The sequence below is a fragment of the Labrys sp. (in: a-proteobacteria) genome, from assembly GCF_047605565.1.
In the GTDB taxonomy this organism is placed as follows: Bacteria; Pseudomonadota; Alphaproteobacteria; order Rhizobiales; family Labraceae; genus Labrys; species Labrys neptuniae.
Genome location: NZ_JASGFM010000035.1, coordinates 16,013 through 34,921 on the forward strand (window position 1 = coordinate 16,013; position 18,909 = coordinate 34,921).

At 63.9% G+C, this 18,909-nt stretch carries 16 protein-coding genes; 9 read left to right on the forward strand and 7 right to left on the reverse strand.

What is annotated here, in order from left to right:
• Positions 1 to 72 precede the first annotated feature (72 nt).
• Positions 73 to 2,016 (forward strand): solute carrier family 23 protein, encoded by a 1,944-nt coding sequence (locus QM672_RS24695; protein ID WP_415085771.1) that lies wholly within the window; start codon positions 73 to 75, stop codon positions 2,014 to 2,016.
• A gap of 264 nt (positions 2,017 to 2,280) precedes the next feature.
• A complete protein-coding gene (locus QM672_RS24700) occupies positions 2,281 to 2,616 on the forward strand; it encodes a hypothetical protein (protein ID WP_311934192.1) in 336 nt (111 codons plus the stop codon).
• Positions 2,617 to 2,822: 206 nt separating this feature from the next.
• Here QM672_RS24700 and QM672_RS24705 read toward each other — a convergent pair whose 3' ends face one another.
• Together QM672_RS24705 and QM672_RS24710 are read right to left on the reverse strand one after the other, a co-directional pair.
• Complete coding sequence (locus QM672_RS24705; protein WP_415085773.1) at positions 2,823 to 4,175, reverse strand: hypothetical protein; 1,353 nt, start codon at positions 4,173 to 4,175, stop codon at positions 2,823 to 2,825.
• 78 nt (positions 4,176 to 4,253) lie between these two features.
• The gene (locus QM672_RS24710; protein ID WP_415085775.1) at positions 4,254 to 5,921 is read right to left on the reverse strand and encodes an amidohydrolase; all 1,668 of its coding nucleotides are present in this window, start codon (positions 5,919 to 5,921) and stop codon (positions 4,254 to 4,256) included.
• Between the two features lie 264 nt (positions 5,922 to 6,185).
• Here QM672_RS24710 and QM672_RS24715 point away from each other — a divergent pair, with 264 nt between their 5' ends.
• On the forward strand, positions 6,186 to 7,448 hold the full coding sequence (locus QM672_RS24715; RefSeq protein WP_415085777.1) for a CynX/NimT family MFS transporter: 1,263 nt from the start codon (positions 6,186 to 6,188) through the stop codon (positions 7,446 to 7,448).
• 42 nt (positions 7,449 to 7,490) lie between these two features.
• On the opposite strand, the gene QM672_RS24720 is transcribed toward QM672_RS24715, so the two are convergent.
• Positions 7,491 to 8,114 (reverse strand): TetR/AcrR family transcriptional regulator, encoded by a 624-nt coding sequence (locus QM672_RS24720; RefSeq protein ID WP_311934188.1) that lies wholly within the window; start codon positions 8,112 to 8,114, stop codon positions 7,491 to 7,493.
• A 121-nt stretch (positions 8,115 to 8,235) separates the two neighbouring features.
• On the opposite strand from QM672_RS24720, the gene QM672_RS24725 reads away from it, so the two are divergent.
• The 5 genes from QM672_RS24725 to QM672_RS24745 all read left to right on the forward strand — a co-directional run bounded on the left by QM672_RS24725 (position 8,236) and on the right by QM672_RS24745 (position 13,210).
• A complete protein-coding gene (locus QM672_RS24725) occupies positions 8,236 to 9,321 on the forward strand; it encodes a spermidine/putrescine ABC transporter substrate-binding protein (protein WP_415085779.1) in 1,086 nt (361 codons plus the stop codon).
• A gap of 104 nt (positions 9,322 to 9,425) precedes the next feature.
• Positions 9,426 to 10,289, forward strand: a complete 864-nt coding sequence (locus QM672_RS24730) for an ABC transporter permease (RefSeq protein WP_415085781.1) — start codon at positions 9,426 to 9,428, stop codon at positions 10,287 to 10,289.
• Positions 10,290 to 10,291: 2 nt separating this feature from the next.
• Positions 10,292 to 11,083 carry an ABC transporter permease gene (locus QM672_RS24735; protein ID WP_415085783.1) on the forward strand — a complete coding sequence of 264 codons (792 nt, stop codon included), beginning with the start codon at positions 10,292 to 10,294 and terminating at the stop codon, positions 11,081 to 11,083.
• A gap of 13 nt (positions 11,084 to 11,096) precedes the next feature.
• The gene (locus QM672_RS24740; protein ID WP_415085786.1) at positions 11,097 to 12,173 is read left to right on the forward strand and encodes an ABC transporter ATP-binding protein; all 1,077 of its coding nucleotides are present in this window, start codon (positions 11,097 to 11,099) and stop codon (positions 12,171 to 12,173) included.
• Between the two features lie 293 nt (positions 12,174 to 12,466).
• Positions 12,467 to 13,210, forward strand: coding sequence for an MBL fold metallo-hydrolase (locus tag QM672_RS24745; protein ID WP_415085788.1), 744 nt, complete (start codon positions 12,467 to 12,469; stop codon positions 13,208 to 13,210).
• Between the two features lie 4 nt (positions 13,211 to 13,214).
• On the opposite strand, the gene QM672_RS24750 is transcribed toward QM672_RS24745, so the two are convergent.
• From QM672_RS24750 to QM672_RS24765, 4 genes are all read right to left on the reverse strand, one after another.
• The gene (locus QM672_RS24750; protein ID WP_415085790.1) at positions 13,215 to 13,946 is read right to left on the reverse strand and encodes a glycerophosphoryl diester phosphodiesterase; all 732 of its coding nucleotides are present in this window, start codon (positions 13,944 to 13,946) and stop codon (positions 13,215 to 13,217) included.
• A gap of 392 nt (positions 13,947 to 14,338) precedes the next feature.
• Positions 14,339 to 14,569 (reverse strand): helix-turn-helix domain-containing protein, encoded by a 231-nt coding sequence (locus QM672_RS24755; RefSeq protein WP_156771368.1) that lies wholly within the window; start codon positions 14,567 to 14,569, stop codon positions 14,339 to 14,341.
• Positions 14,570 to 15,029: 460 nt separating this feature from the next.
• A complete protein-coding gene (locus tag QM672_RS24760; RefSeq protein WP_415085792.1) occupies positions 15,030 to 16,103 on the reverse strand; it encodes an acyltransferase family protein in 1,074 nt (357 codons plus the stop codon).
• A gap of 712 nt (positions 16,104 to 16,815) precedes the next feature.
• A complete protein-coding gene (locus QM672_RS24765; RefSeq protein WP_415085794.1) occupies positions 16,816 to 17,766 on the reverse strand; it encodes a phosphoribosylaminoimidazolesuccinocarboxamide synthase in 951 nt (316 codons plus the stop codon).
• Between the two features lie 550 nt (positions 17,767 to 18,316).
• Between QM672_RS24765 and QM672_RS24770 the strand changes: the two genes are divergently transcribed.
• Positions 18,317 to 18,814, forward strand: a complete 498-nt coding sequence (locus QM672_RS24770; protein ID WP_311934180.1) for a DinB family protein — start codon at positions 18,317 to 18,319, stop codon at positions 18,812 to 18,814.
• Positions 18,815 to 18,909 lie beyond the last annotated feature (95 nt).

An 18,909-nucleotide genomic window follows, 5' to 3' on the forward strand; every position in this document is an offset into this window, starting at 1 on the left:
GGAACTGAACCTGCCCTCGTCACCCGGCCGAAGACCGGAGCGAGACCCAACGATCAGGAGGGGAAACGTCCCATGACGACGCTTGAACAGACCAACCCGGCGGCGAGCACCGCCTCGGCGCAAACCACGCGGGTGCATCCCGTCGACGAGGTGCTGCCCTTCGCCAAGCTGGCGACCTATGGCTTCCAGCATGTGCTCGCCTTCTACGCAGGTGCGGTGCTGGTGCCGATCATCGTGGCGAGCGCGCTCAAGCTCAGCCCTGAGCAACTGATCCACCTGATCAATGCCGACCTCTTCACCTGCGGCATCGCCTCGATCATCCAGGCGGTCGGCATCGGCAATATCGGCGTGCGGCTGCCGCTTCTGCAGGGCGTGACCTTCACCGCCGTGAGCCCGATGATCGCCATCGGCCTCGCCGTCGGCGGTGGCACCGAGGGCCTGCTTTCCATCTATGGCTCGGTGCTGGTGGCAGGCCTGTTCACCTTCGCCGTGGCCTCCTATTTCGCCAGGCTCACCCGCTTCTTCCCGCCGGTGGTGACGGGATCGGTGATCCTGATCATCGGCGTGGCGCTGCTGCCGGTTGCCGCCAACGACATCGTGGTTGGCAAGGGCCCGAACGCCATGCAGGACCCGGTCCTGCTCAAGAACCTGGCCTATGCCTTCGGCACGTTGGCGCTGATCGTCGGCATCCAGCGCGTGTTCACCGGCTTCATGCAGACGGTGGCGGTGCTCATCGGCCTGGTCGCCGGCACGCTGGTGGCCTGGGCCCTGGGCGATGCGCATTTCAGCGAAGTCGCCAATGCCGGCTGGGTCGGCTACACCTCGCCCTTCTATTTCGGCTGGCCGACCTTCTCGATCACCGCCATCCTGTCGATGATGGTGGTGATGATCATCACCATGGTCGAGACCACTGGGGACGTCTTCGCCACCGGCGAGATCGTCAAGAAGCGCATCGCGCCCGAGGATATCGGCCGCGCCATCCGGGCCGACGGCCTCGCCACCTTCATCGGCGGCGTGCTCAACTCCTTCCCCTATACCTGCTTTGCCGAGAATGTCGGCCTGGTCCGCCTCACCCAGGTCAAGAGCCGCTGGGTGATCGTCGCCGCCGGCGTGATCATGATCATCCTGGGCTCGCTGCCCAAGGCCGCCGCCATCGTCGCCGGTATCCCGCATCCGGTGCTCGGCGGCGCTGCGCTCGCCATGTTCGCGGCGGTGGCCGTGGTCGGCATCCAGACGCTCAGCAAGGTCGATTTCAACAACCACAACAACATCGTGATCGTCTCGACCAGCGTGGGCCTGGGCATGCTGGTGACGGCGCAGCCCTTCGTGGCCAACGCCTTCCCGGCCTGGGCCCAGATCATCTTCGGCTCGGGCATCACGCTCGGCGCCATTTCGGCCATCGCGCTCAACATCATCTTCAACCATGTCGGCAAGGTGCATAGCCCCGCCGTGGCCGGACGCCCCGGCCATACGCTGGTCACCCTCTCCGACGTCAACAGGATGGGCAGCGCCGAATTCGCCAAGACCTTCGGCGGCCTGGTCGAGGACACGCCCTGGGTGCTGGAGCGGGCCTACGCCTTGCGCCCCTTTGCCGACACCATCGCCCTGCGCTCGGCCTTTCACGATGCCCTGCTCACCGGTTCGGCCGAGGAACAGCTGCAATTGCTGAACTCCTTCGCCGATCTCGGCAGCGAAAGCGACGCCGGCAATGCCTATCTGCTCGACCACGCCGATGCCGGCATCGACAATGAGGACCTGGCCGAGGTGAACAGGCTGGCCGTGGCCTACCGCAAGCATTTCGGCTTCCCGCTGATCATCTGCGCGCATGAAGTCGAGCGCTATGAGCGGGTGCTGGCAACCGGCTGGTCGCGCATGGCCAACTCCCCGACCGTCGAGCGCTCCGCGGGCCTGATCGAGATCGCCAAGATCGCCAATCACCGCTTCGACAAGCTCGTCGCCAACGCCAATCCGATCGCCTCCTCCCATCTGGTGCAGTTGCAGGAGCGCTTCGCCTAGAGCGTTTTGTGATTTCTCGGAATCACCGAGAATCGCAAAGACGCGTCGAAACAAAGAGTTAGAGCAAACCAGCGTTCACGTGTGACCGCGCTTTGCTCTGGAGCGTCTTGCGCCAGACCAATCGCGAGGGAAGCCCCCGGCACACTCTGCCGGGGGCTTTCGGCATTTGTAATCTTTGCCTGGCACCTGCCCGATCCGAGCAGGGTTGTTTGTGACACCCCGATGACGCATGGTCTGCCCGATTCACAATCGAAGGACCGACACGTGGGTGACACCAAGAAGAAAATTTATGAATATTTGATCGAAGGAGCGACGTCCGGCCTCACCGACGAAGCTCTCTATACGTATATAGTCGGGCGCGTCTCGAAGGCCAACAGCAAGCGTATCGCAAGGGCAGGCTTTCTCGCTCTCAGCGATCCGACGTTGACTGATCGGAATGTACTGAACACCATTTATGCTTTGGCTATCAAGCATAGGCTTGCCGGCAGTGGCGCAGAGGAAGCCGAAGAAGCCGTGGAAGAAGGTTCCGACAAGGCCAAGGCCTCCGACTCCAAGGCGGCGAGCCTGCCGCTGCCGGAGAAGAAGCCGAGGAAATCCTGAGGCCGGGTAGCGAGAGCCACGGCGCTCGGAGGTGCCGGGAACGATAAGCTTGGCTGCCGGGCCGGCTCGAACTGGACCAGCGCCAAAGCGTTTTGCGATTTGGTGGAACCACCAGGAATCGCAAAGACGCCTTAGCCAATGCTTTGGATTGGCTTGGGAACAAGGAGTTGGAGCAAATGGGCGTTCGGGCTTGGGCGCGCTTTGCTCTATCGTTCGTCGAGTTTCAAAGCCTGCCGCAGCGCCGCCAGGCTCCGGGCGGCTCCCTCATCCTCGTCCCAATAGCGGGTATGGGTGAAGATCCGCCCGAGCAGGGGCACCCGCCCGCTTATTCTGACGGCGACGTCTCTGATGCCGGCGCCGAAATTGCCGCGGACCGGGCCGGAGATGACATCGCCGAGCAGCGCCCCCCGGGCCGGATCGTAGATATTGGTCCAGCGCACCAGCGAGAACGGGGCGGCGTGGTGGAGCCGCATCGCCGCCGAAGTCGGATCGGGCACCGGGTAGGCATAGTCGCCCGACGCCTCGGTGGCGGGCGGCGCGCTCGGCAGCCGGCGCGCCTCGACATCCTGCTGCAAGGCTTCGATATTGCGGGCGATCAGGAACTCGGCATGGGTGAGCGGGCAGCCGAGGGTGACGAGGTCCGAGACAAGCCAGCGCTTCCTCGTGTCCGAATGCGCTTCGCGCAGGCTTGTGAACAGCCCTTTCTGTTCGGTCTGATAAGCATCGAGCAGGCTCGGATCGTCCGGGTTGGCGTTCAAGCTTTCACCGGCCTTGCGTAGCTTCGCCAGGGCATCCGCCACTTTGCCCGCCGGTGCGAATGTCCGCGCCGCATATTCTTCCGCCCATAAGAGCCGCACCAAGTCATAGGCGATGACGCTGCCCAGGCTGTGGCCGACTAGGATGATGCGGTCATATTCGCCGCTCTTCGAGAGGGTCTGCAACAATTCGAGGCCACGTTTGCGGATCTCGCGGCGGGCCTGGATATTGGCCGGCTTAGCCCGGATGTAATGCGCCACGTCGCCGAAATAGGCGACGGCGAAAGCGATGAAGACGGCGCTGAGGGCCGTAAAGCCCCAAAGTGCCACCTTCACCCAGCTGTCCAGCTTCCAATCGAGGATCTGCGCCAGGCCCTGCAGGGAAACGAGGCCGATCGCCGCGATCGTCGCCGCCCAGAGCATCAGCCAGATGCCGATGACGTCGCCGGGAACCTGGCTTGGCCGACGCAGGAGCAGCGACATGAACCAATCGCGCAACTGGGCCGTGGTGGTGCTCGTGGTGAGGTCGGCCCAGTAGAATTCGAAGAAATCGATGCGCGGCGCCTCGGCCCCCTGACGATGACCGCCCGACCGCGTGGTGATGCGATAGAGTTCGTGGGAGCCATTGCGGGTGTCCGGCTTCCACCAGACCGGGTTGCCAAGCTCGGGCGGATCGTCCGGCCGACGCCCGTCGATGTCGGGATTGTGGACCCAGACGGCTTCGACGAAGCCGCGCAGGGTTGCCATCGGCATCTGCTCGCCCATGCCATGGGTGAGGATCACCGCACTCTTGCGACCCGGCATCGCCCCCTCCCCGCAAACGAGGTCTGCGGGGGACAGCAAACACGCAAGGTCGTGACGCCTTCGTGAACGAACCGGGCCTCAGGCCTGGTGGGTGATCCTGCCGTCGCAGATCGTCGCGACGGGGCGCAGCGTCGCCAGTTCGGCTGCGGGCGTGGCCTCGATATCGCCGGAAAGGACGACGATGTCGGCGAGATGGCCGGGCTTGAGCCGGCCCTTGCGGTCCTCCATGAACTCGACATAGGCTCCCTCGCTGGTATAGGCAGCGAGCGTTTCGGCCAGGCTCAGGCGCTGGTCCGGCATGCCCTCCTTCCAGGGCCGGCGGGTCATCGCATCCTGGATGCAGCTCAGCGGCGACAGCGGCGAGACCGGCCAGTCCGTGGCGAAGACGATGCGGGCGCCGGCATCCTTCAGGCTCCGCCAGGCGAAGGCGAGTGGCCAGCGCGCCTCGCCGATGCGGGTGAGATAGGGCTCCAGGGGCAGGCCCGCCGAACCCGGCGGATGGGTCGGCTGCATCGAGGCCACCGCGCCGAGCTCGGCAAAGCGCCCGACATCGTCGGGGTGGACGACCTCGACATGCTCGATGCGATGCCGGCTGTCACGCGGCCCGTTGGCCTTACGGGCAGCCTCGTAGCCATCGAGCACGATGCGCACGGCACCGTCGCCGATGGCATGCACGGCGACCTGCAGGCCGAGCCTGTCGGCCTCGACGGCGACCTTGGCGAAATGCTCGCGCGTGAACAGGGGATCGCCCTTCCAGCCCGGCTCGTCGGCATAGTCGTCCACCATCACGGCCGTGCCGGATTCGGTGACGCCGTCGACGAAGACCTTGACGAAGTCGCAGCGCAGCCTGTCGCTGTCGAAACGCCGGCGCCAGCCTGCCGCCTTGGCCTCGATCATATCAAGATCCATGAAGTTCTTCATGTGGAAGGGCATGCGCACGCGCACGGGCAGGCCATGCTCGCGCTCGATCTCGTCCAGGATCTCGAGCTGGTAGAGATTGCCGTCCATGGCCTGCACACTGGTGAGGCCGAGCTCGGCGCAATAAGCGAGGCCCCGGCGGATCAGCGCGAGATCGGAGGCCCGCTCCTCATGCGTGACATGGTCGGGATCCCCACCCGTGCCGATGCCGAGATGGTCACGCCCGGCGGTGACGCCCATTTCCGCCACCGGATCGATGGCATTGGTTTCCTTGAGTTCACCGGTGGCCAGGCCGTCCTCGCCCATGACGATCTCGTTGCCCACCCCGACGTCGCGCCCTTCGAGGATGCCGGCGGCCTTCAGTGCGGCCGTATTGGCCCAGGCAGTGTGGCGGTCGGGCGCCAGCATCATGAAGGGCCGGTCCGGCAGGATGGCATCGAGATGGTGGCGGGTGACCTTCTCGGTCTCGGACAGGATGGTGTAGTCGGCCGACAGGCCGACGAGCAGGCGCAGATCGGGATTGGCGGCCGCATAGGCGGTGACCGCCTGCTTGAGGGCCTCGAATCCCTTCACCCCGAACAGGGAAAGCTGGGTCAGCGACACCGAGCCGCCGAAGATGTGCATATGGGCTTCGTTGAGGCCGGGCAGCACGGTGCCGCCGCCGGCATCGATGCGCCTCGTGCCTTCTCCCGCCAGGGCCAGGATCTCGCTGTCGCTGCCGACGGCGAGCAGAAGGTTGCCTGCAACCGCCAGGGCCTGGGCCCGCGGCCGCGCCTCATCCATGGTGAGAATGCGGGCATTGTGGATGATGAGATCGGCCTGCGGCATGTGTGCCCCCGGAATGCTGCCTTTAAAGTTTGGCGCGCAACAGAGCCTATTCCGGCAGGCCGGGCAAGCCGGAGAGAGGCCGCCCGCCTGCCGCGTTTTGGCGCATGCCTCCCCTGCACGCATCGGGACGCAGGATGGTTGAGCGCCCTGGCCGATCCCTCTATTGGTAAGAGCATTCGCGCCGCTTTTCCGCATCGGCTGCCCGTTGTTTTTCCTCCATTGCGAAACGAACATCGTTTGACCGACAGATCTTTTGAGAAGCCGTTGCGGCCTTCCGCCGATGCCGAGGTCCTGCATCCGCCGCCGGGAGAGCCGCTGATCGACGTCGAGGAGGGCCCCGAGCTCGATGGGGCAAGCCTGGCGGCCCGTATCCTGCTCGGTGTCAGCCTGGTGCTGATCGCCGCCAATCTCAGGGCGGTCTTCTCGAGCCTGTCGACGGTGCTGCCGGAGATCGTGCGCGACGTCGGCCTCAACGCGTTCTGGTCGAGCGTGCTGACCACGCTGCCGGTGGTCTGCCTCGGGGTCTTCTCCTTCCCGGCTCCCAACCTGGCGCGGCGCTTCTCGGCCGAGCGCGTCATCCTGGCCTGCATGCTGGTGATCGCGCTGGGCACCGGCCTGCGTGGATTTGGAAACGCTCCTTTCCTATTTCTCGGCTCCTTCCTGGCCGGCGCCGGCATCGCCATGATCAACGTGCTGCTGCCCGGGCTGGTCAAGCGCGACTTCCCCAACCAGATCGCCCTGATGACGGGTCTCTACACCATGGCCCTGTGCGGCAGCGCCGCCGCCGCGGCCGCCTTCACCGTGCCGCTCGAAAAGGCGCTGCCGGGCGGCTGGCCTGCCGCCCTGGCGCTGTGGGGCGTGCCGGCGCTGGTGGCCGCCCTGATCTGGGCGCCGCAGGCCCTCAAGGCCGGCCATGACCATGCTGCCGCCAAGCCGGCCGTCAAGGGACTGTTCCGCGACAGGCTCGCCTGGAAGGTCACGCTGTTCATGGGCCTGCAATCGGCCATGGCCTATATCGTCTTCGGCTGGATGGCACCGATGCTGCGCGACCGCGGCATGGAAGGCACCAGCGCGGGCCTCCTGGTGTCGGGCTCCGTGGTGGTGCAGATGCTGGCCTGCCTGGCGACACCGCCCTTGGCCATGCGCGGGCGCGACCAGCGCCTGGTCTGCCTTGTCCTGCTCGCCTGCGGCGCCGTCGGTTTCGCCGGCTGCTACTGGCTGCCTCTGTCGCTCACCTGGATCGGCGCCATTTTCTGCGGCATCGGCCAGGGCGGCCTGATCGCCGTGGCGATGACGCTGATCATCCTGCGCTCGCCCGATGCGCATGTCGCCGCCCGCCTGTCCGGCATGGCGCAGGGCTTCGGCTATATCATCGCCGGCTTCGGCCCGCTGCTGGCTGGGCTGCTGCGCGGCATCACCGGCAGCTTCGCCGCGCCGACATTGCTGTTCATCGCCTGCGCGGCCGTGGCGGCCTGGAGTGCGCTGGAAGCCGGGCAGGACAAGGTGGTGCAGGTGAAGGCCGAGTGAGGACCTGTTCCCTTCTCCCGCAAGGGGAGAAGGTTGTCGCGCTCAAGCCTGCCCGCCCGCGATCAAGCCCGACAGCGGCCGGTTCTGGCGTTCGACCTGGGCCTTCAGCGCCTCCAGCGGCATCGCCTCGTCCTTGGCGAATTCGATGAACATCAGATTGAGATTGTTGAAGAACATCTCGCCGGCCGCCGCCGCATCGACATCGGCACGCACGGCGCCGTTTGCCTGCAGCCTCAGCACCAGGCTGGAGACCTGGCCTGAAAGCCGCCGGTCGAGCTCGGTGTAGCGCCGGCTGAACGGGCTGTCCGGCTGCTGGATCGACAGCGCCATGGCGACCCGCCACATCTCCTTGGACAGATAGACCAGGGAATGGTCGTAATATTGCTCGATCAGCGCCTGCAGGGCCGCCGCAACGGTCGGCGGCGGATTGGCCACGATCCGGCGGCCTGCCTCCAGCACCTCCTCCACCTCCATGGTGACCGCGGCAAGCAGGATGTCGCCCTTGTTCTGGTAGTAGTTGTAGAGCGTGCCGACCGAGACCTCGGCGCGTTCGGCGATGTCTTCGATCCGCGCACTGTCATAGCCCGCGTCCCGGAACAGGCTGGTGGCCGCCTCGAGGATGCGCCGGTTCCTGTCCGCCTTCTGCTTTGCGCGTAACCCCGCCATGTCACCTCTCTCGGTCGCATTCTCTGAACGTACTCTAAAATTGATATTGACTTAAAAAATGAACTCACTCAATTTCTTTATCAGAGCACCATCAAGACGTGCCGCCAGCCAGAGGTAAACCATGACACCGCCCGCAAGCCGCGCGCCCGCGCGCCGTCTCCTCCTCGCCACCATCCTTGCCGGCGTGGCCGGCCTTTCCGCCACCGCAACCGCCCGTGCCGCCGACGAGCTCAACGCTCTGGTCTGGTGCGACCACACCGACCCGGCCCTGATCGAGCCCTTCGAGAAGGCCAACAACGTCAAGGTCAACCTCAAGACCTATGAAGGCACCGGCGCGGGCCTTTCCATCATCGCCCAGTCCCGGCCGGGCGACTGGGACGTGCTGGTGATCGACGCCATCGACGTCAAGCGAGCCGTCGACCAGAACCTCCTGGCCGAGATGCCGGCCGAGGCCCTGCCGCTGGCCGACACCTTCCCGGAAGTGCGCATGGAGGCGCAGAATGCCAAGGACGGCAAGATCTACGCCGCCACCGAGAAGTTCGGCTACAACACCATCTCCTACGACAAGACCAAGGTCGACCCGAAGGACATGCAGGACCTCAGCGTGATGTGGTCCGACAAGTACAAGGGTCGCATCGCCATCTATGACTATTACCTGCCGGTCATGGGCCTGGTTCAGGTCGGCCTCGGCAAGAAGACGGCCGAGCTGTCGGAGGCCGACCTGCCGGCCATCCAGGACAAGCTCGCCGCCATGAAGAAGGTCTCCAAGCAGGTCAGCGAGGTCACCGCCTCGCAGACGGCGCTGGCCACCGGCGAAGTCGACATCCTGGTCGGTGGCGGCGAATGGATCACCGCCGCGCTCGCGGCCGAAAAGCCCAATCTCGACTGGACCGTGCCGGACCAGGGTGCCGTGCGCTGGGCGCAGTCGATCGGGGTGATGAAGGATGCAGCCCACAAGGACCTCGCCCTGAAATTCGTGCAGTACATCCTCAGCCCGGAAGGCCAGGCGCGTCTCGCCACCTCCTCCTGCTACTGGGCGATGCCCGCCAACAAGAAGGCCGGCGAGCATCTGACCGACGCCCAGAAGGCGGCTCTGCGCTGGAACGACCAGGCCGGCTATCTCGCCAAGGCCCAGCTCTATCCCGCGCCCAATGCCGAGCTCGACAAGAAGATGCAGGACGCCTGGACCGACATGATGCAGCAGTGAATTCTTTCCGGGTGCGCGAACGTCTCGTCCGCTCTTCCTACCCGCGAGCATAGCGCTTCCAAGAGCGGACGAGACGTCCGCGCACCCGGGATAAGGGATCGACCATGACCGCATCCAGCCTCGAAGCGGCCGAGCGCCGCAAGGCCTGGGGCTTCGTCCTGCCGGCGCTCGGCTGGACGCTGGCCTTCTTCGTCGTTCCCTTCGGCTTCATGGCGGCGATGAGCCTGTGGTCGCTGCAGGGCGGTCAGATCATCCAGAGCTGGGATCTGAACAACTACCTCGCCTTCTTCCAGAAGGAGTCCCTGCTCAAGGGCCTGGTCAATTCGCTGGAGATCACGGCGATGGTGACCGTGCTCTCCGTGCTGCTGGCCTATCCCCTCGCCTGGATCATCGCCGAGCGCGTGCCCAAGCGCTATCAGCGCCTCGCCCTCATCCTCGCCGTGCTGCCGTTCTGGACCTCCTATGTGGTGCGGTCCTATGCTTGGCTGCTGGTGCTCTCAAAGGCCGGCGTGATCAACCAGGCCCTGCTGGGACTCGGCGTGATCGCCGAGCCGCTCGATCTCGCCTCGACGCGCACCGCCACCGTGATCGGCTTCGTGCATTTCTTCGTGATGCTGCTGACGCTGACCATCTATGCCAATCTGATCCAGCTCTCGCCGAACTACCGGCGGGCCGCGGCCGATCTCGGCGCCAACGGCCTGCAGACCTTCTGGCACGTGGTGCTGCCCCTCACTTTGCCCGGCATCATGACGGGCGCCTTCCTCACCTTCGTGCTCTGCATCGGCGACTATGTCACCCCGCAGATCCTCGGCGGCAACAATGAGCTCGTACTGCCGCAGATCATCATGCTCCAGCTCGGGCGCCGGGCGGACCTGCCCATGGCCGCCACCCTGTCGATCATTCTGATGGTGGTGGTGACGGCGGCCTATGTCGCCTGCGCACGCTGGCTGAAGATCGAGAGGGCCTGAGCATGGCGCGCAAGACCCTCGCCGACATTCTCAGCAGCCTCTATGCGGTCGCGATCTTCGGCTTCATCTTCCTGCCGGTGGCGGTGCTGGTGCTGTTCTCCTTCCAGGACGGCCGCCTGCCGGTACCGCCCTTCAATGGTGCCTCGCTGCAATGGTACCGGGCGGTGTTCGCCGACGGCAAGCTGATGGGCGCCATGCTCAATTCGCTCCTGGTGGGCGTCGGCTCCTCGATCGTTGCCTGCCTGCTCGGCTTCCTCGCCGCCTATGCGCTGGCGCGCTACAGGCTGCCGGGCTCGGCGCTGCAGCGCGGCCTTTTGATCGCACCGATGACGGTGAGCTACCTCATCATCGCGCTCGGCCTGCTGACGGTGCTGAACGCCCTGCATCTGCCGCTCTCGCTGTGGACGGTGAGCATCGGCCATGTGGTGATCAATTTGCCGCTGTGCTTTGCCATCATCTATTCCTCGATGGGCGACCACCACATCAATATCGAGCGGGCGGCCCGCGACCTCGGCGCCAGTGATCTCAAGGTGATGGCACTGGTCACCGCGCCGATGCTCATGCCCTCGATCCTGGCCGCCTTCTTCCTGTCCGTCACCTTCAGCTGGGACGAGTTCATCATCGCCTTCCTGCTCTCGCGCTTCGACGTCACTTTGCCCGTCGAGATCTGGAACCTGCTGCGCTCGGGCCTCAATCCCAAGACCAACGCCATCGGCTCGCTGGTCTTCCTCATCTCGATCCTGGTGCTGGTCGTCGTCGAACTCGCCGTCTTCGGAAGGGCCAAGAAATCATGAAAGACCCGAAATCATGACCGCCTCGGTTTCCGTCCGCAACGCCAGCAAGACCTTCGGCGCCTTCACCGCCCTCGACGATGTCAGCCTCGAGATCGCGGCCGGCGAGTTCATCGTGCTGCTCGGCCCCTCCGGCTGCGGCAAGACCACGCTGCTCTCGATCCTGGGCGGCTTCCTGACGCCAAGTTCGGGGCAGGTGCTGATCGGCGGCAAGGACATGACGGATGTGCCGCCGGCGCGCCGGCCGACCACCACCATGTTCCAGGACTATGCGCTCTTCCCGCATATGCGCCTGATCGACAATGTCGGCTTCGGGCTGCGCATGCGCGGCATGGGCCGGGCGGAGCGCGACGAGAAGGCGCTCGGCTATCTCGCCCTGGTCGGCCTCGACAAGGCTGCCGCCAAGAAGCCGCATGAATTGTCGGGCGGCCAGCGCCAGCGCGTCGCCCTCGCCCGGGCTCTCGCCGTCGACCCCGACGTGCTGCTGCTCGACGAGCCGCTCGGGGCGCTCGACCTCAAGCTGCGGCGCCAGATGCAGGACGAATTGAAGGCGATCCAGAAGCGGGTGGGCACCACCTTCGTGCATGTCACCCACGACCAGGAGGAGGCGATGGCCATCGCCGACCGCATCGTGGTGATGAATTCAGGCCATATCGAGGATGTCGGCCCGCCCGCCACGGTCTATATGCGGCCGCGCTCGCTGTTCTCGGCCGGCTTCATGGGCGAGGCCAATTTCATTCCTGGCGAGGTCGCCGATCTCTCAGGCGATCATATCAGCATCGACACCGCCCTCGGCAGTATCGTGCTGCCCTGCGCCGGCTTCACCGCGGGCGAGCCCCGCAAGAAGGAAGCGGTGACACTGTGCATCCGGCCCGAGCATTTCCGCCCGGTGGCGGGCGAACAGGGCCCGACGGTCTCGCTGGGCGAGGCCAGGGTCACGGGCGGGGCCTTCTTCGGCACACATTACCGCTGCCACCTCCAGCCTGCCGCCGGGCCGGCCCTGGTAGCGCATCTGCCGCAATCGGCAAGCCTCAGGGAGGGCCAGTCCCTGGCGCTTGCGGTCAAGCCCGATGATGTGGTGATCTTGCCGTGACCGGAATTGGTTTTTGCTCCTTATTGTCAGGGTCGCGTAGCCCCTCACCCTAACCCCTAGTCAACTCAAGAGAGTTGACGACACCCCGTAAACGGGGCGAGGGGGACTTCAACCGTGCATTTCGAACCGAAACCGTCTTATCTCGCCCGACGGTTGGGCGAGATGAGCGACCTGAGGATCAATCGCGACACGTGCGCCTCCTCGCCCCGTTCTTACGGGGAGAGGTACGGTGAGGGGCAGCGTAACCCGGCAGGATGGGGTGCGCGGCGAAGCAAGTGACAGGAAAACGCCCGATGCAGCGGATCAGCGCCGACAAATGGTATGAAGTGCGTCGCCTCGCCGACGACGTCACGGCCATCGGCGAGCCCTATATCCAGGAATTCTATCGCTGCAACATCTGGCATGTCCGTGGGCGCGATCGCGACATGCTGGTCGATAGCGGCATGGGCGTGGTCTCCCTGCGCGAGTGGGTGCCTGTGGTCACCGAGCGCGACCTGATCGCGGTGGCCAGCCACACCCATTTCGACCATATCGGCTGCCATCACGAGTTCGAGTGCCGTGCGGTGCACGCCGCCGAGGCGGACCTCCTCGCCAATCCGACGCGGCAGAACACCCTGGCCGATCCCTATGTCACCGACGAGATCTTCGACGCCCTGCCGCCGGAGCCCTATTGCTCGGCCTGCTATGCCGTGAAGCGGGCGCCGGCCACCCGAATTCTGCAAGACGGCGACGTCATCGATCTCGGCGACCGCGTCTTCGAGGTCATCCACACGCCGGGCCATTCGCCGGGCGGCATCGCCCTATGGGAGGCGAAAACGGCGACGCTGTTTTCCGGCGACATCCTCTATGACGGGCCGCTGATCGAGGACACCTACCACGCCAATGCGCAGGACTATGTCGCCTCGATGGAACGGCTGCTGCGCCTGCCCGTCCGCATCGTGCATGGCGGGCATTTTCCAAGCTTCGACGGGGCACGCTACCGCCAGCTCATCCGCGCCTGGCTCGAAGGCAAGGGCAGGACTGTGCCGCCGGCCTGACGCTTCAGGCCACCCGCAGGATTCGGCCCGGGAAATCGGTGAACACGCCGGCAACGCCCAAAGCGAACAGCTCCCGCGCCCGCTCGGCGGTGTTGACCGTATAGGACAGCAGCGGGCGCCCCGTCGCCTTATAGGCGGCGATGCTCTCGGGCGTCTCTTGCTCATGGTCGAAATTGATGGAGGCGGCGGCCACCCTGTCGGCGATATCGGCCCAATCGGCCGGCCGCTCCCAGATCAGATAGCCGCGCGGCAGAAGCGGGGCGAGATCCCGGGCCGCTTCCAGGCTTTCGACCGAGAAGGACGAGAGAACCAGCGGCGCCCCGATCGGTCCAAAGGCATCGATCGTCTTCAAGGCGACCTCCGCAGTCCGGACATCGGTGCCGGGCGAGGGCTTGATCTCGACATTGAGGCCAAGCTGCAGCTCCTTGCACAGCGCAAGCACCGAAGTCAGGTCGGGAATGCGCTCACCGGTGAAAGGGCGGCCGAAGGGGGCACCGGCGTCGATGGCCTGGAGTTCCCGCCAGGTAAGATCGATGACCGGGCCACGACCGGTGGTGGTGCGTTCCAGCGTATCGTCATGAATGACGACGGGCACCTCGTCCCTGCTGAGCTGCACGTCGATCTCGACCATGGCAACGCCGAAGGCTGCGGCGCAGCGGATCGATTCGAGCGTGTTCTCAGGCGCATGCGCGGCAGCGCCGCGATGCCCGATGACACGGGGTAGGGTGAGGGGCATCGCCGGTCTCCAGAAGCGGATCGAAAGGATCACAAGCTCCATGGCCCGAAGTGCTGCCAATGGCAAGATCACGAACCCGGCTGCCCCCACTTCTTCACGCGAGGACAGGCCGGTTCATGCGCGCTGTCCCCGCATCCGGATGGAAGCGGGGACGCAATTTTGTTTTTTACAGATTTTCCGTGAGACGGTGCTTCAGACCGATCTCGGATCGGCTGGGTTTACCCCCCGGAAAACGCCAGCCTGAAATCTTTGGTCATGAGACGATTGAATGAACTGTAGCGACACCAGTTTTCGGTTCTCGGTCCGGCTCGCTATGTTGAACCGCCACGAAAAGCCTATGCTTCCTTGGGACGTCAGGCTCGTGAGGCGGTTCGGAAGGGAGGCTCAGCCGGTTATTCGCTGGGCAGGCCGAGTGCGGCCGCAACGCGACGCAGATGGGCGGGGCTGGCATTGTTGCCCAGTTCGAGGTCTTCTATCTCATCGACCGTGAGACCGCAGGTGACCGCGAGGTCTTCCCTGCTGTATCCCTTGGCCTCGCGGGCCTGCCTGAAGAGGTCCGTACCGACGGGCACCGAGGACGTGCAGGTCTGGGCAAGGGTATGATCGCTTCCGGTATGGGACATGTAAATCCTCCTTGTTGAGAACCGGGGAAATGGATTTGCTATTTGTCTCCCGTCCTGGATGGTGAAGGCGGCACAACATGCCTTCCAATTAACGATTTGCCAAGTATCGGCCTGCGCGACATGTGCATTGCGAGCACACAACTGCGCGAGGGACTACTTAAGTTACTGTTTCAGCTTTGCAATATCGATCAAACGCCGGAAAAGGCCTCGGGAGAACAGCCCTTTCCTTAGGTATTGCCTTTGATCAGTCTTGGTTGGATCAGGAGCGAATCAGGCTTTTTGACCGGCAGCAGGATTATGCCCCGCCTGCCATGGTTGCCCGGCGCGGATACTGACAGCTCATGCCCGCGAGATCAAGCCATCGTTTGCCCGCGCTGCCGTCGCCTCGGTGTGTTGCGGTTCGATGCCGTCACGTGAAATTACAAAAACCTTTCGAAACAAAGCGTTAGCGAGCGAAGCATCAGGCATGCGCGCGCCTTGCCCGGGTACCGAGATAGCGACGAATGGGAACATCGTAGCAGTAATGCGCCAGCAAGCTGGCGATGATCGCGACGACCGCAACGATGGGAGCCTCGACATAGAAATTCTGCGCCCCGAAGAAGGAACGATACAGGCCGTTGACCCAGCAGAAGATTGGGAAATGCAGACAATAGAGCGGGTAGGATACAGTGCCTGCCGCCGAACAGAATGAGGCAAGCCCACCCGAGCATTGGACCCTGGCGCCCACGGCGACCAGGGCGGGCGAAAGCAGCGCCACCCAGGTGAGTTGCACGACCCGCGGCAGTTCCGTCGGCCAGAAGAACAGGACGGCCATCGCGCCGGCCAGCAGCCAGAATGTCACGGTCCATCCCCGCCACGCCGGCAACCTGTCTCGCATCTGGTAGAGCACGACGCCGATGAAGAACGAGGCGCCGACACGCGGAAAACCGGAGAGGAACGTATTGGGGGTATCCCCGCCCAGACCGGTAACCATCAGGATGCACAGGCAGGCCAAGGCAAGGGCGGCCGCCACCTTCTCCAAATTGGTGTGTCGCAGGCGCCACCACACCAGATTCGCGGTGAGCTCCAGCAGGATGGTGTATTGCGGCGCGTTCAGCGGGAAGAAGCTGGGACCCCCGATCTCGGCGGGAGCGCTGAAATTCGGCAGGCTGAAGGTGGAGAGCATCAGCGCATTCAGCAATTCGGCATAGGGCACCGGTGCGCGCTCGAAAGCGCCGCGAGCGACCAGATAGCTGGCGCTGATGGCAAGGGCGAGCACCGTCAGCGGCAACAGGCGCAGCAGGCGGACGCGCAGAAATTCGAAACTGTCCATCGTACGGGCCTGGCCCATATAGGCGTAGGACAGCACATAACCGCTGAGGCAGAAGAACAGGTCGACCGCCAGATAGCTGTTTCTCGCGACCCACGGCACGGCCAGCCAGCTGCCGAGATGGATCAGCATCACGCAGAATGCAGCAAAGCCGCGCAAACCATCGAGCAGCAGGAAATGCGGTTTGGCAGCCTGATTGCCGGGGAACATGGAATGACGCTGCATCCTGACCTCGTCCTGTCCAGAACAATACGCGCTTGCGCCTGGACGCCTATTTGTTCCAACTCTTTGTTTCCACGCGTCTTTACGATGCGAGGTGCCTTCCGAGGCTCAAGAAGCATCCGCCCTGCCGGCAACGGCCGCAGAACTATGTAATGGCCCCGGCGCGACACCTGATCGCCGCCGGCTGCACCCGCCTCATCAGCCGGCCTCACTGCAGCCCGGCATTTCGTCCGCACCGCAATTTCATCATGACGCAGAGGAACATTTGCACATGAGCCCGGCAATTGCAACATGTCCCGCTATCTGTAAAATAACAAGCTTATATCGAATTGTCATTTTTCCTGTTCATATAAAAAGTAAATTCAAATCATCGAAAACAATATTCAATACACGTCGAAGGTTTCTTGTTTTCTTGAGGAAGGGCGCACGAAAATTTACTCAAGCTCACGGGCGTGCAACGTCGGCGTACCTGCAGGACGTTTGCTCCAGGGAAGGAGATCTTCGTTCCATCCCGTATCCTGCCAACAAGTAGTGCTGCCCCGGCTCCGCAACATAGGCGATAGTAATGCCTTCACCTCGCACGGAAGCACCGGCCCTGACGGGTTGGGAAGATGCCAGCAGGCCCCGCTTCCCGCTTCACCGGATCCGATGAAGCAGGCCTTTGAGATCACGTCACATTCGCCAAGAACCGGCGCCGGTCTTCCGGTACGATGATCTAGAAGTAACGGGCGAGATTGCGGCGGATGCGCTCCAGCGGATTCTCTGCCCCGGGTGGGATTTCGAAGGCTTGCCCGGTTATCGTCTCATAGGCCTGAATATAGACCTTCGAGGTTTCGGCGATCAACTCGGCGGGGATGGCGGGAATCGCTTCCTTATAGGGATCGCAGCGCGCGGCAACCCAGTTGCGCACGAAATCCTTGTCGAAGCTTTCGGGCTTCTCGCCGGCGGCGAAGCGGGCGGGATAGCTGGCGCCAAACCAGTATCGGCTGGAATCGGGCGTATGAATTTCATCCGCCAGGATGATGCGCCCCTCGCCGTCGGTGCCGAACTCATACTTCGTGTCGGCCAGGATCAGACCCTTCTCCTGCGCCAGGGCCTGGCCGCGGGCGAACAGCGCCAGGGCATAACCGGAGACTTCCTCCCATTGCCGCGGGCTGAGCAGGTCCTTGGCGATGATTTCATTGGCGGAAAGCGGCTCGTCATGCCCCCCGTCGAAAGCCTTGCTCGTGGGTGTGATGATCGCCTGCGGCAAGGCCTGGTTGTCGCGCAGTCCGTCGGGAAAACGCGCGCCATACATTTCGCGCTGGCCCTGCTTGTAGAGCGTGAGGATGGAAGTCCCCGTCGTGCCGGCAAGATAGCCGCGCACCACGATCTCAACCGGCAGGATGGTCAATCTCTGCCCGACCACGACATTGGGATCGGGATAGTCGAGCACATGGTTCGGGCAGATGTCGCCGGTATGCTCGAACCAGTAGCGGGCGGTCTGCGTCAGCACCTGCCCCTTGCCGGGGATGCTGGCGATCGCCCGGTCGAAGGCGCTCAGGCGGTCCGTGGCGATGATGATGCGGCGCCCATCGGCAAGATCATAGTTCTCCCTGACCTTGCCACGATAGTAATTCGGCAGTTCCGGGATGAAGGCATCTTGCAGGGCGGCAATATCTGGCATGGCGAAACCGTGTCGAGGCATGGGAAAATCGCTTATGGCACGGCCAGCCCGTCATGTCACACCCGCCGGCCGCCTCGCCCGGGAAGGTACCAGGCGATTCCAGCCCGGCGATTCCGGGCGGTGATTCCAGGGTTCAACTCGCCCCTGAGTTCTGCTATTATAGGTGGCAACGGATCATGGGGAACCGGATCCGTTTCGATGACTGAGCCCATAGACTCAGCCAAGGACAGGTCAAACCAGTCCATGAGGCCTCGGGCCTATCGAACGCCGGATGACTAGGCGCGACTTTGGCGGCTTCAGAGCAAACCGCCCCTTCCCTCCCTCTCCCCTGCCATCCCCGCATTCGCCTGGCTTGCCCGGATCAACGGTCCGTTCCCATGCCGGCGGTTCCTGCTCGTGCCGTCTGGAGCAAAGCGCGTTTACACGTAACCGCTGCTTTTCCCTAACTCATTGTTTTGACGCGTCTTTGCGATTCTTGGTGATTCCAGGAAATCACAAAACGCTATATCGCCCCGCAACCGGTCGCCCTCAATCCTTGGAGCCCGAGACGATGATCTCCGCCGCCTATTGCCGCCTCATGGCCCGCTACAACACCTGGCAGAACGCTTCCCTGGTCGCTGCTGCCGATGAACTCACGCCTGCGGATCGCTGGAAGGATCGGGGGGCTTTCTTCCAGTCAATTGCGGCGACGCTGAACCATCTCTATTGGGCCGATGCCCTGATCCTGCAGCGCTTGAAAGGGAATGAGCGCCCGGAGGACCACATCAGGCACTCTCTCACGAGCCCGTCGGATTGGGATGATTTCAAGAGGCTTCGTTCACGGCGAAACGAAGAGATCGAAGAATGGGCAGCCAGGCTGCTCGACGCGGACCTCGATGGCATGGTCGGCTGGCGTCCCGGCGCAGGTTCAAACCGGATCGAGAAGCCCAAGGCCCTGTGCGTCGTTCAGCTCTTCAATCACCAGACCCATCACCGCGGCCAGATCCACGCGATGCTGACGGCGGCGGGAACGCAGCCAGGGCCGACCGACCTCGAAATGTTGCCATAGCCAGCCGCCCCCGTGGCGACCTTCAGGGCTTGCAGGCCCGAGGCGCGGTCCCGCTTCCTCGTGAAGCGGGACCGATTTCTCCGATGAATTATACC